We start from the raw sequence: 25,463 nt of genomic DNA, 5'->3' as shown, positions 1-25,463 counted from the left end.
GTTCGCTCCCCACGCTTTCGCGCCTCAGCGTCAGTTACAGACCAGAGAGTCGCCTTCGCCACTGGTGTTCCTCCACATCTCTACGCATTTCACCGCTACACGTGGAATTCCACTCTCCTCTTCTGCACTCAAGTTCCCCAGTTTCCAATGACCCTCCACGGTTGAGCCGTGGGCTTTCACATCAGACTTAAGAAACCGCCTGCGCGCGCTTTACGCCCAATAATTCCGGACAACGCTTGCCACCTACGTATTACCGCGGCTGCTGGCACGTAGTTAGCCGTGGCTTTCTGGTTAGGTACCGTCAAGGTACCGCCCTATTTGAACGGTACTTGTTCTTCCCTAACAACAGAGCTTTACGACCCGAAGGCCTTCTTCGCTCACGCGGCGTTGCTCCGTCAGACTTTCGTCCATTGCGGAAGATTCCCTACTGCTGCCTCCCGTAGGAGTCTGGGCCGTGTCTCAGTCCCAGTGTGGCCGATCACCCTCTCAGGTCGGCTACGCATCGTTGCCTTGGTGAGCCGTTACCTCACCAACTAGCTAATGCGCCGCGGGTCCATCTGTAAGTGGTAGCAAAAGCCACCTTTCAACTTCGAACCATGCGGTTCGAAATGTTATCCGGTATTAGCTCCGGTTTCCCGGAGTTATCCCAATCTTACAGGCAGGTTACCCACGTGTTACTCACCCGTCCGCCGCTAATCATCGGGAGCAAGCTCCCTCAGATTCGCTCGACTTGCATGTATTAGGCACGCCGCCAGCGTTCGTCCTGAGCCAGGATCAAACTCTCCAATAAAGAGTTGATATAGCTCTTAAAAATGTCTATTTAATAGACTTAGAATTAACGTTGACGTTTCTGTTTTGTTTAGTTTTCAAAGAACTATTTTCGCTGTACATCAGCGACAAAAAATATTATAGCAAGTCATTTCTTTTTTGTCAACTTCCGCGAAAAATTTTTTAAAGAAAATTATCATTTGATTTTCTCACACTCATTAACAACAAATAATATATTATCACCGAACTTCGCAGAAGTCAATAACAATTATTTAATAAAATTTCTGAGCGGAATAATAATGTACCACTTTCATTTAGATGCTGTCAATCATTTTTTTAAAAGAGACAAAGCAGGGAGCTAACCTGCTTTGTCTTTCTTCTTTTGGCCATTTTATCTCTTTTGTATTTCTTCCATTAATAATTTATTTACCATCGGCGGATTTGCCTGTCCCTTTGTCGCTTTCATGATTTGGCCGACTAAGAAACCAATCGCCTTTTGCTTACCATTTTTAAAGTCTTCAATTGATTTTGGATTTGCATCCAATGCTTCATTAACAAACTTACGTAATGTTTCATCATCAGAAATTTGGACTAATCCTTTTTCTTTTACGATTATTTCCGCATCTCCGCCATTCTCGATTAGCTCTTTAAATACTTGCTTCGCTATTTTAGAAGAAATGGTTCCATTTTCGATTAGCTTGATCATACCTGCTAATCCTTCTGCTGTAAGAGCGATATCAGCTAATTCTTTGCCCTCAGCATTTAAATAAGCTGATACTTCTCCCATGATCCAGTTTGATGCCTGTTTTGCATCAGCTCCAGCAGCAAGAGTTTGTTCAAAGAAATCAGACATTTCTTTTGTCATAGTTAATACTTGTGCATCATATTCAGGTAAGCCAAGCTCATCTACATAACGTTTACGACGAGCGTCAGGAAGCTCTGGAATGGATGCACGTATTCTTTCTTTCCATTCATCATCAATATAAAGCTCAACAAGGTCCGGCTCAGGGAAGTAACGATAATCTTCTGAACCTTCTTTTACACGCATTAAGATCGTCTTTTTCGTTGCTTCATCATAGCGGCGTGTCTCTTGTTGAATTTCCCCGCCAGCACGTAGGATTTTCTCTTGGCGTTTTTCCTCATACTCTAATCCGTTTTTTACAAAAGCAAATGAGTTTAAGTTTTTAAGCTCTGTCTTCGTACCAAATTCTTTTTGACCTTCAGGACGTAAAGAAATGTTAGCATCACATCGCAATGAGCCTTCTTCCATTTTACAATCAGAAACACCTGTATATTGGATAATTGCTTTTAATTTTTCTAAATAAGCATATGCTTCTTCTGGTGTCCGGATATCCGGCTCTGATACGATTTCAATAAGCGGGGTACCTTGACGATTAAGGTCAACCAAGGAATAACCGTCATTGGAGTGGATAAGCTTTCCTGCATCCTCTTCCATGTGAATACGTGTAATCCCGATGCGTTTCGTTTCACCGTTTACTTCGATATCAATCCAGCCGTTTTCACCTATTGGCTTATCAAATTGTGAAATTTGGTAAGCTTTTGGATTGTCCGGATAAAAATAGTTTTTACGGTCAAATTTTGTTTCAGTTGCAACTTCACAATTAAGTGCCATGCATGCCTTCATTGCGAAATCGACAACCTTTTTATTTAGAACTGGCAATACTCCAGGATAACCTAGTTCGACAACTGTTGTATTTGTATTAGGCTCTGCGCCAAAGTGGTTTGGAGCACTTGAAAAGATTTTTGAATCTGTTTTTAATTCAACATGGACCTCTAGTCCAATTACCGTTTCATATTTCATTGATTTCTCACCCCTTACAATTCAGGTTTTGCTTTATGATGATCTGTTGCTTGCTCAAATGCGTAAGCAACGCGGTAAATTGTGCTTTCATCAAAATGCTTTCCGATAATTTGTAAACCGAGCGGCAATCCATGAGATAAACCACAAGGAACGGAAATACCAGGTACACCTGCAAGGTTTACTGGAATCGTTAAAATATCATTAGCATACATCGTTAACGGGTCTTTTACATTTTCACCAATTTTAAATGCTGGAGTCGGTGTTGTCGGCCCAATAATAACGTCGTATTTTTCAAATACGTCTTCAAAGTCTTTTTTGATTAAGGTACGTACCTTTTGCGCCTTTTTATAATAGGCATCATAATAACCTGAGCTTAACGCAAATGTTCCAAGCATTATTCTGCGTTTAACTTCATTTCCAAACCCTTCGGCACGAGTTTGTTTGTACATTTCGATTAAATTTTCTGCATTGTCAGTACGATAACCGTAGCGGACACCATCAAAACGAGCTAGATTTGCAGAAGCCTCTGATGAAGATAATAAATAGTATGTAGCAAGTGCATATTTTGAGTGCGGCAGTGATACCTCTTCCCAAGTTGCTCCTAATCCTTCTAACACTTTAAGTGAGTCAAGAACAGACTGCTTTACTTCCTCATTAACACCTTCACCTAAATATTCTTTCGGCACAGCAATCTTTAATCCTTTTACATCACCAGTTAAGGAAGATAGAAAGTCCGGTACTTCAACGTCCGCAGAAGTTGAATCCATTTCGTCTACACCTGAAATCGTTTGTAATAAATAGGCATTATCCTCGACATTGCGTGTGATTGGTCCAATTTGGTCTAATGAAGAGGCAAACGCAACTAACCCAAAACGTGATACACGGCCATAAGTTGGTTTTAGACCGACAACACCACAAAAAGCTGCTGGTTGACGAATAGAGCCTCCTGTATCAGAGCCTAATGAGAAAGGAACCTCTCCTGCTGCAACCGCCGCAGCTGACCCGCCGCTTGAACCGCCCGGTACTGTTTCAAGATTCCATGGGTTTTTCGTAGGCTTGTAACCGGAATTTTCAGTTGAAGAACCCATTGCAAACTCGTCCATATTTAACTTACCAATAGTAACAGCTTCTGCCTTTTGAAGGTGTTTTACAACTGTCGCATCATAAATCGGATCAAAGTTTTCCAGGATTTTACTTGCGCATGTCGTGCGCAATCCTTTTGTTACAATATTATCTTTAATCCCAATTGGCATACCAAATAATAGCCCAAACTCGTCACGGCTATCTAATGCCTCATCTAATTCCTTTGCATATGTACGTGCTTTCTCTTCATTTAATGTTAAAAACGCTCCGACTTTATCATCAACCTCTTGTATTCGTTTAAACGATTCTTCTACCAAGTCAGAAACGGTAATTTCTTTTTTATGTAAGAGTTCTTTTAATTCTGATAGTTTACGATCAAAAAGCGTCACGCTTGTCCCTCCCTTATTCTAAAATTGATGGTACACGAATATAACCATCCTCATGATCTGGGGCATTTTTAATTACTTCCTCGTTGTCCAACCCTTTTTTAGGGGTATCTTCTCTCATGATATTTTTCATATCTAATACATGTGATGTTGGTTTCACATTTTCGGTATCTACTTCATTTAGCTGCTCAGCAAACGTAATGATGGCATCTAATTGCTGGGTAAAAAGCTTCGCATCCTCTTCAGTTATAGCTAATCGCGCTAAATTCGCTACGTGTTTAACTTGTTCTACTGATATTCTTGACATATCATTTCACCTCCACAAAATCGTTCATCCACAATACTCTGATGATACCAAAACAAAGACTAATTAATCAATATCAGAAAAAGCGGAACCAACTTGCTTAGTCACGGCAGAACAAAAGCGCAAGCGCCTCGTTCAGCCCCGACAAGCATAAGACGATTTAGAATAGAAGGCGCTTTTTGCCTTCAATTCTAAATTGGCTTATGACCTCGAGGGGCTAGGCGCTGGAGCTGGATTTCAAAGCGCTTACCCACAGTTCAAGAATTTTATAATTCCTAAGCAAAAATAAAAACCGCTAGCAATCAAAACCAGCGGCTCCAATTATTCTATTTCAATTCTTGTTGGCTTCTTCTTTTCTAAACGAATCTCAAGCATCCCGTTTCTGTAAACTGCCTTCATCTTTTTGTTGTTGACATAATCCGGTATTTGGACAATGCGTGTACCGCCAATTTTTCGTATAGGATGCTTCTGTTCTTTTACTGTGATAACCACTTGATTTCCACGCAGCTCTACACTTATATCGTTTTTAGGGACACCCGGCAGTTCAGCGTTGATCATGAAATTCAAGTCATCTTCTGCAATCTCAGCCGTAAAGCTGGCTGCAGTCGTTTTTTTAAAAGCCTGATCTATAGAATCCAAAAGTGTTCGCTTTGGACGTTGTTGAAAGAAGTCATTTATCATCTTCATTGGATCACTCACAGCAAATCCTCCTCATTTTTTTAGTTATATTATCTATATGAAACAAAAAAGTTTTTTGCCTAGGCGAAAAAATAGCTGCTTTTATTTTTTGAATATTCAAAATTATTTTACTTTATTTTATTTTTGTAAACGCTTTCAAGTACGGTATGTTAGTCCCTAGTGTACATAGACAAGCCTTGGAAATTTGTTACTTTGCCTTGAAATATGGGTAATAGTTTGATAGCTTTATAAACCATAAGCAAAAGCTTGATAAGTTTGAATATTCAAACTTTAATAGCGAATAAATAATTAGGAGTGATTTGGTGGAAATAGGAATTCTTATTTCTTTAGGAATCTATATGGTTGGAATGCTGTTGATAGGTTGGTATGCTTATAAGAAAACTTCAGACCTATCAGACTATATGTTAGGTGGCCGCGGGTTAGGTCCAGCAGTAACCGCACTTTCAGCTGGGGCTTCAGATATGAGCGGCTGGATGCTAATGGGATTGCCAGGCGCCATGTATGTATCAGGACTTTCAAGCATATGGCTGGCTATCGGATTAACAATTGGAGCTTATCTTAATTACTTGCTGATTGCTCCACGTCTCCGAACGTATACTGAAGTTGCAAATGATTCCATTACGATTCCTGACTTTTTTGAAAATCGATTTAGTGATGATTCAAAAATTCTGCGAAGTTTTTCTGCTTTAGTTATCTTTATTTTCTTCACATTGTACACTTCTGCAGGTTTAGTTTCAGGCGGTACTTTGTTTGAGTCAGCATTTGACTTAGATTATAAATTTGGTTTGTTTTTAACAGCTGGCGTCGTTATGGCTTATACCTTATTTGGCGGTTTTCTGGCCGTAAGTTTAACTGATTTTGTTCAAGGCTTAATCATGTTTATTGCCCTTATTTTAGTGCCGATTGTAGCTTTGACGGATATCGGAGGTTTTACATCTACATTTAATGAAATTCGTCAAATCGATAGCAATATGCTTAATATTTTTACTGGAACATCTGTCATTAGTATTATTTCTTTACTTGCATGGGGGCTAGGTTATTTTGGGCAGCCGCATATTATTGTCCGCTTTATGGCCATTTCTTCGCTTAAAGAACTTAAGCCAGCTCGCCGGATTGGAATGGGCTGGATGATAATCTCAATTATCGGGGCAATGCTTACAGGACTTATTGGTGCAGCTTATATTTCGAAAACTGGAGCAACATTAGATGACCCTGAGACAATTTTTATTTATTTCTCTGAACTTTTGTTTCATCCGCTTATTACCGGATTCTTGCTTGCTGCGATTTTAGCCGCTATTATGAGTACCATTTCATCACAGCTTCTTGTTACGGCAAGTGCAATGACAGAGGATTTTTATAAAGCCTTTTTACGTAGGAATGCTACTGACAAAGAGCTTGTCCTTATAGGCAGACTATCCGTTTTACTCGTAGCGATTATCGCTATCTTCTTATCTATCAATCCTAATGACACAATATTGGGTCTTGTTGGATATGCATGGGCTGGATTTGGTTCAGCATTTGGTCCTGCGATTCTATTAAGCTTGTTCTGGAAACGTATGACCAAGTGGGGAGCATTATCAGGTATTATAGTTGGTGCATTAACTGTATTAATCTGGGTGAACATTCCAGCGGCGAAGAACTTTATGTATGAAATGATACCAGGCTTCGCTTTAAGTTTAATCTCAGTTATTGTTGTAAGCCTATTGACTAAAGCACCTTCAACTGAGGTTAAAAACACGTTTAATAAAATGGAAGAAAAACTTACTTTATAAATGGAACAATAAACGAACGGGAAAACCCATTTACAACTGAAATAAAATTCAAAGAAGGCATCACAAGTAACAATGATGCCTTCTTTCTTTTTCTTAATAATCTTTTACCTATATGGTCTTTAAGATGGTGTAATTTCCTTAGTCTCTTGCACATCTCTTTGTGCTTTTTTTGACCAATATGTCGCAACAAGCGGACCTGATATGTTATGCCAAACGCTGAAGATTGCACTCGGAACAGCTGTAACGGGAGAAAAATGAGCTGTAGCCAAGGCAGCAGCCAGCCCTGAATTCTGCATTCCGACTTCAATTGCGATCGCTTTTTGGTCAGCATATGGGAACCTGCATATTTTTGAAATAAGAAATCCTAACATCAACCCGACTAAATTATGCAGAATAACCACACCCAGCATTAAAAGCCCAGATTCTAGAATATGATCTTTATTCGCTGCAACAACGGCAGATATAACTCCCACAATCCCAATTACGGAAACCAAAGGAAGAACCTTTGCTCCCTCCTCGGCTTTATCTTTTAATAACCATTTAAAGATGATCCCTAAAATGATTGGAATAAGAACAATTTGTATAGTAGAGATTAGCATATCCTTTCCATCAACAGGGAGCCATTGACTCGCAAGTAAATAAATGAGTGCTGGTGTTAAAATCGGAGAAACCAAAGTTGCAACTGCTGAAACTGCTAGTGATAATGCAATATTTCCTTTTGCCAAATAAGTCATAACATTAGATGCAGTACCTCCTGGGCAGCATCCTACTAAAATGACCCCTACAGCTAATTCTGGCGGCAGATTAAGTCCCACTGCTAAAAGATACGCAATACCCGGCATAATGATGTATTGTGCTGCAACCCCGACAAAAACAGCTAGAGGCTGCTTAAAAACGGCTTTAAAATCATTTACTGATAATGTCAAACCCATACCAAACATGATGATTCCAAGTAAAATAGAAATGTAAGGGGCAATCCAAATAAACCCTCCTGGAAAAAACATAGCTAATGCAGTAAATACCAAAACCCAAATGATAAAGGTATTTCCTGCAGCTGTACTAATTCTTGCTAACGTATTCATGTTAAATCCACCTTTATCTTTTGATTAGACAATTATACATTATTTTCAGAAAATATCAATTAGTCAAAAATTAACAAGATCAGTTCTGCAATGAACTCTTTTATCAAACGAAATGTACCTAATGCACAATATCCCACCGATAAACACTTATTTTCCACCCTTTCGCCTAGTAAGATTTTCTAATACATGGTAAGATTGTACAAAATGAAACGGTATCAGGGGTGGAAGGTGTGAAGAAATTTTTAATTGGTTTTGGAGGCTTTTTAATCGTTCTCGGTGCAGGGGGCATCATCAATCATATCTCAATGACATTTAAGGCGGTACAGGAAGAACAAGAAATGTATGGCGGGTCCGTTCAATTTATGACGCTTCAGCTTATCGGATCATTAGAACCTTATCTTACATGTTTAATCGGCGGCGGGGTCATCATTTCCATCGCGTTGTTTCTTAATGAATACCAAAAGCGCAGCGAACTGACCTCTCAGCTAATACAAGTGCTTTCTGAGCAGCGTTCTGCACAAAAAGAGGACAAGGTACAAGAAACCACTTCAAAACAAGATGACTTCAATGAAGCAAAGACTGTACCCACACCCCCGGAAACAATTGAGGTAAAGAGCAATCAGGATGATGAGCGGTTTTATTGGAAAGGATAGAATAGAACAAAAGCTCTGAAGCTGGATACCGAAACGCTTATCCACAATTTAAACAATTTGATAATTTCTAATAAACAAATAAAAAGCGCAAGCGCCTTGATCAAACCTGGGGAAAATAAGACGATCATGAATAGAAGGCGCTTGCGCTTTTGATCTTATAACATTTCCGAGGTAGTTTTTGCCTGCAAATGCAAAAGCAAATAATCAGGACCACCTGCTTTTGAATCTGTTCCGGACATATTAAATCCTCCAAATGGCTGATATCCCACAATGGCTCCCGTACAGCCCCGATTAAAATAAAGATTACCTACATGAAAATCTTCTCTTGCTTTTTCAATATGTTCCCGATTGTTTGTTAACACAGCACCAGTAAGGCCATAATCTGTATTATTTGCAATATTGATAGCATGATCGAAATCCTTCGCTTTGCAGAATGCAACGACCGGGCCGAATATTTCTTCCTTCATAATACGGGCATCTTCATCAACATCGGCAAAAATAGTTGGCTCGATAAAATAGCCTTTTGTTTGATCTCCTTTTCCACCAACTAATAATTTCCCTTCTTCTTTTCCTATCTCAATATAGCTTAAGATTTTTTCATAGGCCGCTTGATCAATAACTGGACCTATATAAGTTGAAGAATCCTCTGGGTCACCTACTGCTAACTCTTTTGTGATCTCAACAACTCGATGTAACACTTGGTCGTAAACGTCTTCAAGAATGACAACCCGTGAGCAGGCAGAACATTTTTGTCCTGAAAAACCAAAAGCAGATGCGACAATGGATTGGGCTGCTAATTCCAAATCCGCTGACGAATCAACGATAATCGTGTCTTTTCCTCCCATCTCGGCAATGACCCTCTTTAACCAAATCTGACCCTCCTGTACCTTTGCAGCACGCTCATAGATTCTCACTCCGACTTCACGCGAGCCAGTAAAACTAATAAATCTTGTTCGGGGATGGTCTACTAAATAGTCCCCCACCTCTGAACCGCTTCCTGGAACATAATTGACCACACCTGACGGCAGTCCTGCTTCTTCTAATACGTCTAAAAATTTAGCGGCAATCACTGGTGTCGCACTAGCCGGTTTTAATAAGACGGTATTACCTGAAACAATAGCCGCTGCAGTCATCCCTGCCATTATCGCAAAAGCAAAGTTCCATGGTGAAATGATGATACCTACACCAAGCGGTATGTAAGTGTAACGATTATATTCAATTGGCCTTGATTCAACAGGGATTCCATCCTTTAATTTCAGCATTTGTCTTCCATAGTACTCCATAAAATCAATTGCCTCTGCTGTATCAGCATCCGCTTCTTTCCAAGGCTTACCTGCTTCCTTTACAAGTAAGGCAGAAAATTCATGCTTCCGACGCCGAACGATGGCAGCTGCACGAAACAAAATATCTGCTCTCATTTCAGGTTTAGTTTTACGCCACACCTGAAATGTTTCATCAGCAATTTGCATGGCTCTTTCGGCATGCTCCTTCGTTGCTTTTGATACAACCCCAACTACTACATCCTTGTTGGCAGGATTAATAGAGATGATTTTATCCTTTGTTTTGACGCGCTCTCCGCCTAATACCAAGTCATAATGTTGATGTATATAGGATTGAACAACCTTAAGTCCTTGAAGAAACGCTTGTTTATTTTCTTCAATTGAAAAGTCAGTAAATGGTTCGTGCTTGTAAGGTACTGTCATTCCCAAGTCCCTCCTTTAAAATCTAAAAAAATCATTTCCTCTACTTTCCTATCTCTAGCTTCTAATCTTGCAATTGAGCGCTTATGCTTCATTCGTATGCACAGCTATTGATAGAAATGAGTATCTTTTTCTCGACCTAGAAGGATAGGCTAAAATAAAAAGGAGCTGTCTCACACGAAAGCCGCCTTCATCACAAACCATAAATTGTAGATGAAGAGTTCCGGCTTCTTAGACAGCCCCTTTGATAGCTATTTATTTATAAATATGAACGGTTGGTTCTTCTTGATTTGGTTCTTTGATAATGACGGCTTCTTGACCTGTAGTTGACATCACATTCACTTCAAGTGAAATGTAATCAGGAAAATATTCCATGACCTTTCCTGTGACAAACTGTGTAAAGGCAATCACTTCAGCCTTCCCATAAAATTGCATTGGGATTTCGATATCCAAGTAATTCAATTCGCCATTTTTATAAAAGGCTTTTCCAATGACACCAGTATAGTTAGGGAAAAATTCTTCAACATCTTGTTTAAAGCGATTGAACATTTGCGCATCATCGCGATAATCATTTGTCGCTTCATCGGATGGGAAGAAATAATAATCCTCATCAATATCTTCCCATTTCTCTAAACTGTTGCTTCCCTCTTTTACAGTTGTCTTTGCAACGAAATTACCAGGAACAATCGATGACTTCTTCTCTTGTTTATATATAGCAAAAACAATCGGCACCTTTTCTAGTCCTTTTGTACTCCTTACACGCTTCAAAATAATTTCGGCCATTTGCTTCCCTTGTGCCAGAAGCTCTTCTGTACTTATTTCATGTTCTCTAGGATAGCCATGCTCTTCCTGATAATAATGAACAGAGTTCATCGCCAAGCCGATCACGACTCCGCCTAATTCAACGGTATCATCTTTGCGAATTAAATAATCATGTTCAAGTATATGGGAAAGATAGATTGGATATTTCGAATGTAATTCCGTAAGGCTTTGGCCGTCAGCCTCAGGCAATGCCGGGTTAAGACCAACCTCAACATACTTTTCATCCGCTCCAGTCGTATTTTTATCCTGACTCTTTGCTGCTTCTTGAGCTTCTTTTAGCTCATTGCCAACTTTTTTCCGTTGCAGCCAGCTGCTGATATCTTCCCCTTTTAAATATTGGCCTTCCTGGTATAAATAGTTATCAGGAGAAAAGGACTCTTGCGCAACTCGCATTAAGCCTGTTTCAAACTCGTCAATATCTAAGCGGGTGTTTAATTGCTCTGCAACAAGCCCCCTCGCTTCCCCCTGCTTAAACGGCAAGATCATCTTATAATACGAATCTGAAATATTGTATTTCGGGATAATCGCCTGTTCTTTTGATTCATCCTCAGTTTCCTGCACGATTTCTTCTTGCTCTCCAAAGTTCGGTGCACAAGCCGTTAAAACAAGAAAGCTTGCTGTTAACACCATTAATAGCTTTTTTTTCAAGTGAATTCACACCTCTTATTTATTTAGTTCCTCAAGGAGCCGAGCTTCATCCCATACTTCTATGTTTAATTCCTGGGCTTTCTTCAGCTTGCTGCCTGCTGCTTCACCTGCAACAACTAAATCTGTACTTTTACTTACACTTCCTGTCACTTTACCACCGAGCCGCTCTATCCCTTCTTTTGCTTCATTTCGAGTTAGCTGCTCAAGCTTACCGGTTAAAACAACCGTTTTTCCGGCTAAATAGGAATCACTTTCTTCAGGTCTTACTAGTTTTGGTCCTTTATAGAGCGTGTTCACTCCTAATGACTTAAGCTCATTCACTAAATGTTGGACATCCGGATTCTCAAAATATGTAACAACGGAATCAGCCATCTTATCTCCTATCTCATTGATCGCAATAAGATCATCTTTTGATGCCTGTTGAAGTTGGTCAATTGATTCAAATGCTTGGGCGATGGTTTTCGCTGCCTTTGCACCAACATGACGAATGCCTAAACCAAATAAAAGCCGTTCAAGTGAGTTTTCCTTTGATTGTTCGATCGCTTTTAATAGGTTATCAGTAGATTTTTCCCCCATTCTCTCAAGACCCAGCAGCTGTTCTCTCTTTAGGCGGTATAAATCCGCTACATCCTTAATTAACCCCTCTTGAAACAATTGGGCCACAACTCGTTCACCAAGACCATCAATATTCATCGCATTTCTTGATACAAAGTGGATGAGACCTTCCTTTATTTGTGCCGGACATTGCGGGTTGATGCAGCGGAGAGCTACTTCGCCCTCAATGCGAACGAGCTCGCTTTCACATGCAGGGCAATGTGTAGGCATGGTAAAGTCTTGTTCTTCACCAGATCGATGATCAACAAGCACATTAACAACCTCTGGGATAATGTCCCCTGCTTTTTTCACAACAACGGTATCACCAAGCTTGATGTCCTTTTCTCTAATTAAGTCCTCATTATGGAGTGAGGCACGTTGTACAGTTGTTCCGGCTACACGCACTGGTTCTAAAATGGCCGTTGGTGTAATCACACCTGTTCTTCCAACACTTAATTCAATGTCTATAAGCTTTGTCGTAACTTCCTCAGCAGGGAATTTATAAGCGATTGCCCACCGCGGACTTTTTGCTGTAAATCCAAGCTCTTCCTGTTGTGCGAGGGAATCAACTTTGATAACAATCCCATCAATATCATAAGATAAGGTTGCTCTTTTTTCCTGAATCCCTTCAATAAAGGAGAGGATTTCTTCAATATTTTCACATTTTCTGCGTTCTTTATTTGTTTTAAATCCGACTTCTTCTAATAAATCCAAGGCTTCACTATGTCTTTCAACACCTGTTCCGCCAAGATCAGCAATGCTGTAAACAAAAATATCAAGGTTCCGTTTTGCCGCGATTTTGGGATCAAGCTGTCTAATAGAGCCAGCTGCAGCATTCCGCGGGTTAGCAAATGGCTCTTCTTCATTTTGTAAACGAAGCTCATTTAATTTTTCAAATGATTTTTTTGGCATAAATGCCTCGCCTCGTACTTCAAAACTCAGTTCTTGTTTTAGCCTAAGCGGAATGGATCGTATTGTTTTGAGGTTTTCTGTAATATCCTCACCGGTTGTACCGTCTCCGCGTGTAGCACCTTGTACAAAATAACCATTTTCATAACGCAACGATACGGCTAAACCGTCAATTTTCAACTCAGCCACGTATTGAACATCATCACCTACCGCTTGTCTTACCCGGCGGTCAAAATCACGTAAATCCTGTTCATTAAATGCATTCCCTAAGCTTAGCATAGGTGTTCTGTGGACAACCTTTTGAAAGGCCTCTAAAATGGTCCCTCCAACCCTTTGAGTTGGAGAGTCCGGTGATTTCAATTCAGGGAAATCTTCTTCGAGCTTGATTAATTCTTGTAAAAGCCGATCATATTCAGAATCAGGTACGCTCGGTTGATCTAAAACATGGTATTCGTAATTATACGTGTTAAGCAGCTCATGCAGTTCCAAAGCTTTTTTAATTGCTGATTGTTTATCCATAGAGATTCCAATCCTTTCTTTCTAACGTCTTCTCTTTAGACCCGATTTATTGGGGCAAATTTTGCTAACAGCCGTTTAATTCCTACTGGGCTTGGAAAAGCAATATCTAATTCCTTTCCTTCTCCTGCCCCTTTTACACTTACGACTGTGCCAATTCCCCACTTTTTATGTTCAGCCTTATCACCAACTGCCCAGGAAATATCATCACCGCCTGTTGAGGCAACAACCGGTCTTGTAACTGGCGGACGTTTTTCTAAACGGCGCCCTTGATTAAACGATGCAGCTGGTTTCTTTGCTTCATGAAGACATTCAATCAATTCGCTTGGGATCTCTGCGATAAAGCGCGACTCAGGGTTCATGCTTGTTCTTCCAAAAAGAGTACGCATTTGTGCATTTGAAATAAACAGTTCTTTTTCAGCTCGTGTGATTCCCACATATGCTAAACGGCGCTCTTCCTCCATTTCATCCTCTTCCATTAAGGAGCGGCTATGCGGGAAAACACCTTCCTCAAGACCGATTAAGAACACAACTGGAAACTCTAATCCCTTTGCAGAGTGAAGGGTCATGAGGACAACTGCGTCATTTTGCTCTTGCTCATCCTCTTCAAGTTTATCAATATCAGATACAAGGGCTAAATCAGTTAAAAAGGCAACAAGACTTTTATCGTCATTTTGCTTTTCAAAGGTTTGCGTAACAGAAAGAAACTCATCGATATTCTCCAAACGGCTTTGTGCCTCGATTGTCTTTTCTTGTACAAGCATTTCCCGATACCCAGATTTCTCAATGATTTCCTCAGCAAGCTCTGTAACAGACAAGTAATCCTGCATATTGCCAAGATTGCGGATCATTTCGCGGAATTCCACTAATGCCTTAACAACCTTTGCACTAACACCGACTTGTTCAATTTCTTCTATTGCTTGAAATAAAGATAGGTCATTATCTAATGCATAGTTTGCAATTTTATCTACAGATGTAGAGCCGACACCCCGTTTCGGGACATTAATAATTCGGGCTAAGCTAATATCGTCATCCGGGTTGGCAATTAAGCGCAGGTATGCTAGCAAGTCCTTAATCTCTTTTCTGTCATAGAACTTGATTCCGCCGACAATGGTATAATTAATGTTGGATTTAAGCAAAACTTCCTCGATAATCCTTGATTGTGCATTTGTCCGATATAGAATCGCAATATCCGAAAGCTTCCGTTCCCCTGAATCAACCAATTGTTTAATTTTTCCCGCAACAAATTGGCCTTCTGCTGATTCGCTATCAGCACGATAATACATAATCTTCGCGCCTTGTTGATTCTCAGTCCATAGCTTTTTAGGTTTTCGATTTGAATTATGTTTAATAACCTCATTGGCAGCCTCTAATATTAGCTTTGTTGAACGATAGTTTTGTTCAAGCAAAATGACATTTGCATGAGGATAGTCCTTTTCAAACGATAGAATGTTGGCAATATCTGCACCGCGCCAGCGATAAATAGACTGATCAGAGTCCCCGACAACACATAAATTTTTAAAACGAGCAGCTAAAAGCTTTACTAGCATATATTGTGCTCTATTCGTATCTTGATACTCATCGACATGAATATATTGGAATTTACGCTGGTAGGTTTCAAGAACCTCTGGAACACGTTGAAATAATTGGATCGTTGTCATAATTAAGTCATCAAAATCAAGTGATTGATTTTTGCGCAGCTTCCTTTGATATTCCTTGTAAACATCACTTACAACTTGTTCATAATGGCTGCTTGCCGTCTTTTCATATTCATCAGGTGTTAACAATTCGTTTTTTGCACTGCTAATCGAACCAAGCAAGCTTCTTGGTTCGTACTTTTTCGGATCGAGATTTTTTTCTTTAAGCACAGTTTTAATAACCGACAATTGGTCTGTCGTATCAAGAATGGAAAAGTTACGATTGATTCCCATTCTGTCACTGTCTCGACGCAAAATACGGACACACATAGAGTGAAAAGTTGAAATCCAAATGTCATCCGCACCAGCCCCTAAGATACTTTGAATTCTCTCTTTCATTTCCCGAGCAGCTTTATTCGTAAAGGTAATCGCTAATATATTCCAAGGGGCAATTTGTTTTTCGATCATTAAGTAGGCGATCCGATGTGTTAACACACGAGTTTTCCCACTTCCCGCCCCAGCCATAATCAATAAGGGGCCATCTGTTGTTTTTACTGCTTCCTGTTGCTTGTCATTCAAACCAGCAAGTAATTGATTTGATAAAAATTGCAACTGCTTCACCACCCTAACAAACATATGTTCTATTTTAATAAAGATTGAGGCTAAATGCTAGTCCTCAGACAGCCTATTCCAACATTAAGATTTAACAGCAGCAACCGTTTGTAAAGCTGCTTTCAAATCTGTGTAAATAACATTTCCAACGACAACAACATCTGCATGCTTTGCAAAATCCTTTGCTTCTTCTGGTGACGAAATGCCTCCGCCGTAAAAAAGCTTCGTATCCTTTAATACCTGCTTGGTTTGCTCGACAACCGGGAGATCACCTAATTTTCCACTGTATTCTAAATAAAAAATCGGAAGTTGAAACATATTCTCCGCAACACGGGCATATGCTACGACATCATCAACTGAGATGTCTGTTTTTGCTTCTGTTAAACTAGCTGCCTTACAATCAGGATTTAATATACAATATCCTTCCACGATCACTTCTTCCCAGTTCATGATTTCTCCATATTCCTTCACCGCTTCCTGGTGCAAATCAATCATCCATTTTGTACTTCTACTATTTAAAACCGTTGGGATAAAATATAGATCAAACCCGGGAATGATGGCTTCAGGTGTTGAAACCTCTAAAATGCATGGGACCAGATATCTGCGGATTCTGGACATGAGATTTAACACATTATCTTCCGTAATATGATTACTGCCTCCTACGATAATCCCATCGGTGCCAGATTCACAAATTCTTTCTAAGTCCTCATCACTTATTTCTTTATCAGGATCGAGTTTAAACACATGCTTCCACTCGCTAATATCATACATGCAGGAATTCCTCCATTCAAAACATCCATTTCACTATTATAACAAAGAACACGTAGGCAAAAAACTTAACTCTTTATGAAGATGGTAAAATCCAATAACGATAACTTCAGTAATGGATTTTACCATGTTTAGATAAGGAACAGAAGTCCAAAAGGGATGGTGCCTTATGTTGGAAGGTTATCTTTTTTTCCCATTAAAAAAGCACCGAAAATTCGGCGCTTTTACGATTCAGATTCCTCTTTCTTTCCATGTACCCGTTCCAATGCCATTGTATAAGCATCATTTCCATAATTTAAGCAACGCTTAACACGTGAAATGGTTGCAGTGCTTGCACCTGTTTCCGTTTCAATCTTATGGTAAGTAAATCCTTCTCTCAGCATTCTTGCCACTTCAAGTCTTTGTGCCAAAGATTGGATTTCATTCACAGTACATAAGTCATCAAAAAATCGATAACATTCTTCTAAATCTCTTAATGACAAAATTGAATTAAAAAGCTGGTCTAGTTCTTTACCGCGTAGCTTTTCGATTTGCATAGACATTCTCCTTTTGCTATTGCGTTTGAATTACAAATGCATCGTCAATGTTTGGTACAATATTGACCCATGTTTTCCCCGGGACAAGCTTTAATACCTCCCCGTCTTTTACAGGGAGAATTCTGCCATTCCGGTTTTCCCATTTTACCTCTTGCATTTGTCCATTTTGGAACAGAATTGCTTTACCGCCTGATGTTAAATCAATCGCCCTTCTTCCATAAGAATCAATGAAAGTATGTTCCATTTCCACAACAAACACATTGGGTAGTTGTATAGGCTCTTCACTCTCTAAATCAACAGTTTGCTCATTATCACTAAAGCGGCTGTAACTTTGTTTAGTTTGATTATACTCATATGTTACATTCCATGTTTCTGATTTGTCATATTTAATGACAAACTTGCTTGCAGGTTCTCCTTTTAAATTTACCACTTCTTCCTCAGAAAGAAACGCCAAAGGCTCTACATCTGCAGTTGTTTCGTACTTATTTGACTTTGCGCCTTTTAAAATATTTTCATATGATATATAGGAATTATGTGGTGCTTTACGGTGATCTGCCCTCCAAAATAATGTTCCATCATAAAATAAACCATTTAAATAATCAGCTTCTCCAGATTCCAGCTTTTCTTGTGCATCAGGGCTCCAGCCATGACTTATAAAAAGCGCGTCAAAGCCTTCACTAAGATCAATGTAATAATCCCTTGCACTACGAACTGGCCCGATTGTATCCGGTATTTCACTCTGGAAGACAGCTAAAAATCTGGTGATACTTCCCTCTGCAAGAACTTCATATACAATATCCGCTTTATGAAGGCCTGATTGAGGTCTTGCCTTTGGATGATTATTAATCATGACGGCAACTGGACGCTGATTCAGTTCACCCTCTGCCTCTAATCCTGTGAGGGGATAAACAGAAACTTCTTCTTCCTCAGCGGTCACAGGCTTTTCCTCTTGTTGAACAGTCTCTTCATTTTTAACAGGACGGGCTTCTTCTTTATTACTGCAAGCGCTTATAACCATAAGCATTGTTATAAGTGCATATGAAAATGTTTTCTTATCCAAGCTAACACAACCTATCTTTTTCCCTTTTATATTTTAACGCATTATAGTCGGAAAGAGTACCGTTTTTTTCATGACATCAAAAATCCCTATAGGAGTTATTCTAATATAAGGCAAATGTGTCGATGACAAGAATAACAGAGAATAGACTGGGTCATCAAAACCATAACCTCTTTCCTTTAAAAGAGTGTTGAGTTGATTCTGTTTAAACATAACACTTTCAAGACCCTCTTTTGAAGCGCTTCCATTTAACTGAAGTGGCATTTCAAATAAGACATTTCCATTCTCAGTTAACACAATCCCTCCGCCGATTTCCTTCATCCTCTTATAAGCAGCCAGCATTTCCGGTTTCTTTTTTCCAATGATAATAATGTCCCCTGTTGTCGAGTATGAGCTTGCAAAGCCTTGAACATGGTTAGCAAAGCCTTTAATGACCGTATTTATTCTCCATTTGCCATTGCGATCAATTAAAGCTAAAAAGCTTTCATCATGCTGCTCGGAAAGCTCACTTACTGAGCTGTCAATTGTAACCGAATAAGGCTCCATAATCACGGCATTTCGCATCTTCATCCCCAGCGGCATAGAAAATTGCAAATCATCTGTCGTTAAATCCCAAGCAATATCTGCAGATTGAACCCCATAATCAGACCATTCAACAACATCGCCTGTCTCTTGTCGTTTTCCTTCTTTAAGGAGCCAAATCCCTTTTGCCATAACAGACGATGGATCTGGTTGATCAATGCTGTCTAATATGTTTAATGTAGCGATCCGCCCTGGTGCGATAACACCGATCTGTTCTTCTAATTGGTAATACTTTGCGATATTAAAGGTCGCCATATTATATGCATCAATGGCGGGAACATTGCATTCTAACGCGATATCGATACAACGATTGATCATGCCTGCTTCATAAAAAGTCGGCGTCGCTCCATCAGTAGTATAGTATAAATGATCATATGTTGTTAATCCCTCAAGTTGCAGCTCCTGCAAAAGCTTTGAAAGATCCGGGCGAATCGAGGAATGTCTTAAAGCAGCAGTGTATCCTAATTTCAGACGATTCATGACATCTTTACCTGTCATCGATTCATGATCACTATCAACCCCAAATAGCTTCATTTTTGTTAACGTGTTTTCTGAAGCACCTGGAAAATGACCCTCAATTCTTTTTCCTCTTCGTTTTGTTTCACGCAGCCAATATAAGATCCAGTCATCCCCATCAAGGAGCTTTGGCCAGCTTGTCAATTCTCCTCCTTGAATAACCGATTTATGTTCTAACCATTGTTTCAAAAAGTCATGTGAAAAAATTTGTTCCTCACTTTGTACCTCTGTTTGCAAATCAAATCTTGCCCACCAATAAAAGTGGTATGGCAATTTAGCCATATCATCCAAAAACGTAAGCGCTTTCTTTTTCTCGTATTGTAAAAGGAAAAAAAGGTTATCACCGATAAAAGTTGTTGTTCCTGTCCGTGACACATACTTTGCTAACGTATGGGGATTATATAATTGAAATGGATGTGCATGTGGTTCAATATATCCAGGTACAATAACTTTATTTGTACAATCAATCACTTCAGTTTGAGCTGAATGCTCGGGTAAATTGTCACCAACATAGACAATTCGGTCATCCACGATCCAAATATTTGCTTTGATCCATTGACGCAAATAGGAATTTAAGTAGGAGGCATTTTTTAATAAAACGGTAGGTGCACATTTGTTTGATACAACCTCTATTTGTTTTCTAATTTGACTGATTTTCCATTGAAATTTTTTCTCGGGCATAAAAGACCCTCCATTTTTAGTTACTAACATAATTCTATGTTAACATATGGAATTTATTAACGCATTAACGTTTTATTTCATTTTTATGACAATTTTAGGGGGTGAATGGAAAGATGCGACCAAATATCGGAATCATTAACGCGTTAGTACGCATTACTTGCGGGCTAACCTTCGTAGCTTGGGCTACATCTAAATATTGTAAAAGACCTTGGAGAGATTCATATTTAATTGCCATTGTGCTTGGATCCATGAAGGTAGGAGAAGGCATTTTGCGTTACTGCCCGATCACCTATTTGTTCCAAAATGCTAATTTACCGTTTTTTGATGAGGAAGATGGTTATGAAGAAGATGACGAAAAAATCGTGATTAACCCTACTTAATAAGAAAAGCGCAAGGCGCTAAGCATTCGGCGACAAGCATAAGGCGAATAGGAATAGAAGGTGTTCTTTCCTTCAATTCCTATTTGACTAGACCCTAGAGCCGATGGCGCCTGGAGCTAGACACAAATTTATACTTTCTTTCTCTTAAAAAATGGAGGGTGTCTCAAAAAGGGTCTGACCCTTTCGTTTAAGACACCCTCCTTATTACATTGGAGGTGTTTACATGTTCTTAGAATATTTAACAGATATGTCGTTTATATGGATTGCATTAATCGGTGCCATTATCGCATTATTATTTGTCTATGTTAAGAAACGCCGTGCTTAATTGCTTTGTTTCCAATATCTTTTCGATAGAACAGAGCAGGTGCAGCTATTTTTTTTACTAGCTCATACGCCTGTTCTTGTGCCTTGCTTATGGTATCACCATATCCAGACACAACAAGGACACGACCGCCGTTATTGACAAATTGATCCTCGACTTTTTTTGTTCCAGCATGGAAAATAACCGCTTCCTCATGCTTTTCGGTTAACTGGCCAATTGGCTGTCCTTTTTCATACTCGTTTGGATAGCCTTTTGACGCTAGTACCACTCCTAAAACGGCTTTTGATGACCAAGCAAGCTCAACAGGTTTCTCTTCAAGTATAGCTAGCAGTGTTTCAATTAAATCTGATTCAAGTCTTGGAAGGACAACCTGTGTTTCAGGATCACCAAAGCGAGCATTAAATTCAATCACTTTAGGCCCCTCTTCTGTAAGGATGAGTCCAGCATATAAAATACCTGTAAACGAACGACCTTCGCTGACAAGTGCTTTTGCTGCCGGCTTTAAAATGGTTTCAATCGCGGTTTCCACAACATGATCCGGAATTTGCGGTACTGGTGAGTATGCACCCATTCCACCTGTATTTGGACCTTCATCATTGTCATATGCTCGCTTATGATCTTGGGCAATCACCATAGGAAATACCTTTTCGCCTTTTACAAAAGCCATTAACGAAAATTCTTCCCCTGCAAGAAATTCTTCAACGACAACTGATTGAGAGGCATCACCAAATTTTCCGCCTTCAAGCATATCCGTTACACTTTCAAGCGCAGTATCAAGTGTTTCGGCAACCGTTACTCCTTTTCCGGCAGCTAAGCCATCTGCTTTGATAACAATTGGAGCTCCTTTTTCTTGAATATAGGCTTTTGCCTTCTCAACATCTGAAAAAGTTTGATAGTGTGCTGTTGGAATGTTGTATTTGACCATAAGCTCTTTTGCAAAGTTTTTACTTCCTTCGATTAAAGCAGCTTCTTTCGTTGGGCCAAAAATCTTTAAGCCCGCCTGTTCAAATGCATTTACAACCCCATTTAATAATGGAACTTCCGGACCAACAATTGTTAAATCAATCTTGTTTTCTTTGGCAAACTCCAATAAGCCTGCGGTATCAGTTTCACTAATTGAAACCCTTGTAGCAAGCACATTCATCCCGTCATTACCTGGTGCAACAAAGACTTCCTCTACAAGGTTACTTTGTGCGGCTTTCCATACAAGTGCATGTTCACGTCCACCTTGTCCGATGATTAGAACTTTCATTGGTTTACACCTCTTTTTTATTTGATTTCAAAAAAACATATTGCTTTTACCCATTACACTTGAAGTGAGACTAGAAGCAATTGGCGAACAACCAATTGCTTCTACTATCATGTTCCTTCATTATTAAAGTAACCATCTATTTAGAAAAACATCTTAATGTTTAAAGTGGCGTACACCTGTGAATACCATGGCAATGCCATATTCATCAGCCATACGAATCGATTCTTCATCACGAATGGAGCCGCCTGGTTGAATAATCGCTGTTACACCAGCTTTTGCAGCAGCTTCAACTGTATCTGACATTGGGAAAAAGGCATCTGAACCAAGTGCACTTCCTTTTGCTTTTTCACCCGCTTGCTCAATCGCAATCTTCGCTGCGCCAACACGGTTCATTTGTCCTGCTCCAACACCAATTGTCATTTCATCCTTAGCTAGAACAATCGCATTTGATTTAACATGCTTTACTACTTTCCAAGCTAATTTTAGGTCTTTCCACTCTTCTTCAGAAGGCTCGCGCTTTGTTGGAATGGTTACTTCCACATCGTCTAATGAAAGCGTGTCTTCATCCTGAACAAGTAAACCGCCATGTACAGATTGAAGCTGCTTTTCAGGTTTTGATGCAGCAGAGACATCGATTGTTAATAAACGCAGATTTTTCTTGCCTGTCAACACATCTAATGCTTCTTGGCTAAACGAAGGAGCGATGACAATCTCTAAGAAGATTTCATGCAGTTTTTCAGCTGTTGCTTTATCCACTTCATGGTTTAAGGCAACAATCCCGCCAAAAATAGATGTTGGATCTGCTTCAAAACATCTTGTGAATGCTTCTAATGTTGAAGTTCCAACACCAACACCGCATGGGTTCATATGCTTAACAGCAACTGCAGCAGGTTCAGTAAACTCGCGTACAATTTGCAGTGCAGCATCCGCATCTTTAATATTATTAAATGATAACTCTTTCCCATGAAGCTGTTTCGCATTTGCGATTGAAGCAACTGGTACGAAAGGCTTTTGATAGAATGTTGCTTTTTGATGAGGGTTTTCACCGTAACGAAGAGATTGTTTTTTCTCAAATGTATAGGTGACGGATTCCGGGTCTTCTTCACCAATTGTCTTCGTTAAAAATTCTGCAATCAAGGCATCGTAAGCAGCTGTATGTCTAAATACTTTAGCGGCCAGACGTTGTTTTTGTACCAAAGAGACTTCTCCAGAAGCTTTTAATTCTTCTAAAACTGCTTGATAATCTTGAGGGTCAACTAGAACTGTTACATCTTCATGGTTTTTCGCTGCAGAGCGTAACATTGAAGGACCGCCGATATCGATGTTTTCAATCGCATCCTGGAACTGCACATCCGGTTTTGAAATGGTTTCTTTAAACGGATACAGATTCACAACAACCATATCGATTGTTTCAATGTTATTTTCCTTTAATTGATCCATATGGCTTGGATTGCTGCGAACAGCTAATAAACCACCATGGATATTCGGGTGAAGTGTTTTAACACGTCCATCCATGATTTCTGGAAATCCAGTAACTTCTGAAATCCCAATAACATTTAGACCGTTTTCCTCTAATAATGATTTCGTTCCGCCTGTTGAAATGACTTCAACACCTAGCTCAATTAACTCTTTTACAAAAGGAACAAGATTTTCTTTATTTGACACACTGACAAGCGCGCGTTTGACTGTCATGTTATTCACCTCTGCCATTATTTTGAGACTAATTCTTTAATCACCTTTGGGTATAGAGCATGTTCAACTTTATGGACTTTTTCTGCGATTGTTTCAACCGTATCATCATTTGTAATATCAATCGCCTGCTGTGCAATAATTGGACCTGTATCCATTCCTGCATCGACATAATGAACCGTCACACCTGTCACCTTTACACCCGCATGAAAAGCTTGTCCGATCGCATCTTTTCCTGGAAAGGCAGGTAATAGAGAAGGATGGATATTGACGATTTTGTTTGCGTACGCATCTAATAATGTTGGCCCAATTAAGCGCATATAGCCTGCAAGAATTACATAATCAATCTGATGCTGATGTAAAGCAGCCAATATGTCCCCTTCAAAATGTGCTTTTGAATCATATTCCTTAGGAACAAATGAAAACACCGGGATTTCTGCTTTTTTAGCACGTTCAATTACACCGGCTTCAGGCTTGTCACAAACCACAAGAGCGATTTCGGCATCTAACGCACCTTTTTTGATTTGATCAAAAATTGCCTGAAAATTACTCCCATTCCCTGAAGCAAAAACCGCAAGTCTTTTCATCGAAGAGCTCCTCCGCCGAACGTAACACCAGAACCTTCGATCACACGACCAATGATATACGCCTTTTCACCATTTGCTTCTAGTTGGTTAATTACATCATGTAAAAGCTCATTTTTTACAGCTAAAACAAACCCGATTCCCATATTAAAGACGTTAAACATATCTTCGCTGCTTAACTCACCTTTTTCCTTAAGAAAATCGAAAATATCCGGGATTGGCCAAGAACCATTATCAATTTCCACACCGGTACCTTCAGGCAGCATACGTGGAATATTCTCGATAAAACCGCCGCCTGTAATATGTGCCATTCCATCGACTTGAAACTTATTCACCACATCAAGCACAGGTTTCACATAGATTCGCGTTGGTGTTAATAAAACCTCGCCTAAATTTTTGGTGAATGGTTCGTACACAGCTTGCAAATCAAGCTTTTGATCTTCAAGGAGAATTTTACGAACTAATGAAAATCCGTTGCTGTGAAGTCCACTGGAAGAAAGGCCAATTAACACATGCCCTGGTTTAATGTTTTCCCCAGTCACAATGTTTTCCTTTTCCACTACTCCGACTGAAAATCCGGCTACATCATATTCATCATCATCATATAACCCTGGCATTTCAGCAGTTTCTCCGCCGACTAATGCACAGCCGGATTCTTCACATCCATCAGCAATCCCTTTTACGATTTGCTCAATTTTTTCCGGAATGGCTTTGCCTAATGCTAAATAATCCAGGAAAAACAATGGTTCAGCACCTTGAGCTAAAATATCATTCACACACATGGCAACTGCGTCAATTCCAATTGTGTCATGCTTATCAGCCATAAATGCAAGCTTTAATTTTGTCCCTACGCCATCTGTACCAGACACGAGAACAGGTTGTTTGTAATTTAATTCGCTTAAATCAAACATTCCACCAAAACCGCCAAGTCCACCCATAACTCCTGTACGCATTGTCTTAGCGACATGCTTTTTCATTCTTGATACAGCTTCATAGCCAGCTTCGATATCCACGCCTGCTTGTTTATAAATGTCGGACATGCCTGATTCCTCCTTAGCATTGAAAGTAAGACGAGGATGTCTCAAAAGG

Annotated in this window: 21 protein-coding genes and 1 rRNA gene (1 of these 22 cut by a window edge); 4 read left to right on the top strand and 18 right to left on the bottom strand. The window is 39.6% G+C overall.

What is annotated here, in order from left to right; all coding sequences use genetic code 11:
• The 5 genes from ACSVDH_RS02040 to ACSVDH_RS02020 all read right to left on the bottom strand — a co-directional run.
• Positions 1-790 (bottom strand): 16S ribosomal RNA (locus tag ACSVDH_RS02040) (it extends 761 nt beyond the left edge of the window).
• A 369-nt stretch (positions 791-1,159) separates the two neighbouring features.
• The gene (gene gatB / locus ACSVDH_RS02035) at positions 1,160-2,590 is read right to left on the bottom strand and encodes an Asp-tRNA(Asn)/Glu-tRNA(Gln) amidotransferase subunit GatB (RefSeq protein ID WP_439253710.1); all 1,431 of its coding nucleotides are present in this window, start codon (positions 2,588-2,590) and stop codon (positions 1,160-1,162) included.
• A gap of 14 nt (positions 2,591-2,604) precedes the next feature.
• Positions 2,605-4,062 (bottom strand): Asp-tRNA(Asn)/Glu-tRNA(Gln) amidotransferase subunit GatA, encoded by a 1,458-nt coding sequence (gene gatA, locus ACSVDH_RS02030; RefSeq protein WP_439253711.1) that lies wholly within the window; start codon positions 4,060-4,062, stop codon positions 2,605-2,607.
• Between the two features lie 13 nt (positions 4,063-4,075).
• Positions 4,076-4,366, bottom strand: a complete 291-nt coding sequence (gatC, locus tag ACSVDH_RS02025) for an Asp-tRNA(Asn)/Glu-tRNA(Gln) amidotransferase subunit GatC (protein ID WP_299094450.1) — start codon at positions 4,364-4,366, stop codon at positions 4,076-4,078.
• A 318-nt stretch (positions 4,367-4,684) separates the two neighbouring features.
• A complete protein-coding gene (locus tag ACSVDH_RS02020) occupies positions 4,685-5,062 on the bottom strand; it encodes an Hsp20/alpha crystallin family protein (protein WP_439253713.1) in 378 nt (125 codons plus the stop codon).
• Between the two features lie 302 nt (positions 5,063-5,364).
• Here ACSVDH_RS02020 and opuE point away from each other — a divergent pair, with 302 nt between their 5' ends.
• Positions 5,365-6,834 carry a proline transporter OpuE gene (opuE, locus tag ACSVDH_RS02015; RefSeq protein WP_439253714.1) on the top strand — a complete coding sequence of 490 codons (1,470 nt, stop codon included), beginning with the start codon at positions 5,365-5,367 and terminating at the stop codon, positions 6,832-6,834.
• 119 nt (positions 6,835-6,953) lie between these two features.
• Here opuE and ACSVDH_RS02010 read toward each other — a convergent pair whose 3' ends face one another.
• On the bottom strand, positions 6,954-7,916 hold the full coding sequence (locus ACSVDH_RS02010) for a bile acid:sodium symporter family protein (RefSeq protein ID WP_439253715.1): 963 nt from the start codon (positions 7,914-7,916) through the stop codon (positions 6,954-6,956).
• Between the two features lie 230 nt (positions 7,917-8,146).
• Between ACSVDH_RS02010 and ACSVDH_RS02005 the strand changes: the two genes are divergently transcribed.
• Complete coding sequence (locus tag ACSVDH_RS02005; protein WP_439253716.1) at positions 8,147-8,569, top strand: hypothetical protein; 423 nt, start codon at positions 8,147-8,149, stop codon at positions 8,567-8,569.
• A 155-nt stretch (positions 8,570-8,724) separates the two neighbouring features.
• Here ACSVDH_RS02005 and pruA read toward each other — a convergent pair whose 3' ends face one another.
• The 8 genes from pruA to ACSVDH_RS01965 form a co-directional block, all read right to left on the bottom strand.
• Positions 8,725-10,272 carry an L-glutamate gamma-semialdehyde dehydrogenase gene (pruA, locus tag ACSVDH_RS02000; protein WP_439253717.1) on the bottom strand — a complete coding sequence of 516 codons (1,548 nt, stop codon included), beginning with the start codon at positions 10,270-10,272 and terminating at the stop codon, positions 8,725-8,727.
• Between the two features lie 252 nt (positions 10,273-10,524).
• On the bottom strand, positions 10,525-11,739 hold the full coding sequence (locus ACSVDH_RS01995; protein ID WP_439253718.1) for a CamS family sex pheromone protein: 1,215 nt from the start codon (positions 11,737-11,739) through the stop codon (positions 10,525-10,527).
• Between the two features lie 15 nt (positions 11,740-11,754).
• Positions 11,755-13,761, bottom strand: coding sequence for an NAD-dependent DNA ligase LigA (gene ligA / locus ACSVDH_RS01990; RefSeq protein WP_439253719.1), 2,007 nt, complete (start codon positions 13,759-13,761; stop codon positions 11,755-11,757).
• Between the two features lie 35 nt (positions 13,762-13,796).
• On the bottom strand, positions 13,797-16,007 hold the full coding sequence (pcrA, locus tag ACSVDH_RS01985) for a DNA helicase PcrA (RefSeq protein ID WP_439253720.1): 2,211 nt from the start codon (positions 16,005-16,007) through the stop codon (positions 13,797-13,799).
• A gap of 84 nt (positions 16,008-16,091) precedes the next feature.
• Positions 16,092-16,778, bottom strand: a complete 687-nt coding sequence (gene pcrB / locus ACSVDH_RS01980) for a heptaprenylglyceryl phosphate synthase (protein WP_439253721.1) — start codon at positions 16,776-16,778, stop codon at positions 16,092-16,094.
• Positions 16,779-16,999: 221 nt separating this feature from the next.
• A complete protein-coding gene (locus tag ACSVDH_RS01975; protein ID WP_046517834.1) occupies positions 17,000-17,311 on the bottom strand; it encodes a YerC/YecD family TrpR-related protein in 312 nt (103 codons plus the stop codon).
• A gap of 16 nt (positions 17,312-17,327) precedes the next feature.
• Positions 17,328-18,371, bottom strand: a complete 1,044-nt coding sequence (locus tag ACSVDH_RS01970) for a DUF3048 domain-containing protein (RefSeq protein ID WP_439253723.1) — start codon at positions 18,369-18,371, stop codon at positions 17,328-17,330.
• A gap of 33 nt (positions 18,372-18,404) precedes the next feature.
• The gene (locus ACSVDH_RS01965; RefSeq protein WP_439253724.1) at positions 18,405-20,147 is read right to left on the bottom strand and encodes an adenine deaminase C-terminal domain-containing protein; all 1,743 of its coding nucleotides are present in this window, start codon (positions 20,145-20,147) and stop codon (positions 18,405-18,407) included.
• A gap of 113 nt (positions 20,148-20,260) precedes the next feature.
• On the opposite strand from ACSVDH_RS01965, the gene ACSVDH_RS01960 reads away from it, so the two are divergent.
• Together ACSVDH_RS01960 and ACSVDH_RS01955 are read left to right on the top strand one after the other, a co-directional pair.
• Complete coding sequence (locus ACSVDH_RS01960; protein ID WP_439253725.1) at positions 20,261-20,527, top strand: YgaP family membrane protein; 267 nt, start codon at positions 20,261-20,263, stop codon at positions 20,525-20,527.
• Positions 20,528-20,750: 223 nt separating this feature from the next.
• Positions 20,751-20,852: an EYxxD motif small membrane protein gene (locus ACSVDH_RS01955; RefSeq protein ID WP_299094405.1), complete on the top strand. Its 102-nt coding sequence runs from the start codon at positions 20,751-20,753 to the stop codon at positions 20,850-20,852.
• Here the strand turns inward: ACSVDH_RS01955 and purD are convergent.
• The 4 genes from purD to purM form a co-directional block, all read right to left on the bottom strand.
• Positions 20,833-22,101: a phosphoribosylamine--glycine ligase gene (gene purD, locus ACSVDH_RS01950; RefSeq protein WP_439253726.1), complete on the bottom strand. Its 1,269-nt coding sequence runs from the start codon at positions 22,099-22,101 to the stop codon at positions 20,833-20,835. The two genes, ACSVDH_RS01955 and purD, sit on opposite strands and share 20 nt — an antisense overlap.
• A 153-nt stretch (positions 22,102-22,254) precedes the next feature.
• Positions 22,255-23,793, bottom strand: a complete 1,539-nt coding sequence (gene purH / locus ACSVDH_RS01945) for a bifunctional phosphoribosylaminoimidazolecarboxamide formyltransferase/IMP cyclohydrolase (protein ID WP_439253727.1) — start codon at positions 23,791-23,793, stop codon at positions 22,255-22,257.
• A 17-nt stretch (positions 23,794-23,810) separates the two neighbouring features.
• A complete protein-coding gene (purN, locus tag ACSVDH_RS01940; RefSeq protein WP_299094399.1) occupies positions 23,811-24,377 on the bottom strand; it encodes a phosphoribosylglycinamide formyltransferase in 567 nt (188 codons plus the stop codon).
• Entirely contained in the window at positions 24,374-25,414 is a 1,041-nt protein-coding gene (gene purM / locus ACSVDH_RS01935) for a phosphoribosylformylglycinamidine cyclo-ligase (RefSeq protein ID WP_439253728.1), read from the bottom strand. The genes purN and purM overlap by 4 nt, the downstream gene beginning before the upstream one ends.
• Positions 25,415-25,463: the final 49 nt, after the last annotated feature.

The organism is Metabacillus sp. Hm71 (genome assembly GCF_051842955.2).
In the GTDB taxonomy this organism is placed as follows: Bacteria; Bacillota; Bacilli; order Bacillales; family Bacillaceae; genus Metabacillus.
This window is presented reverse-complemented; position numbering and strand designations above follow the sequence as displayed.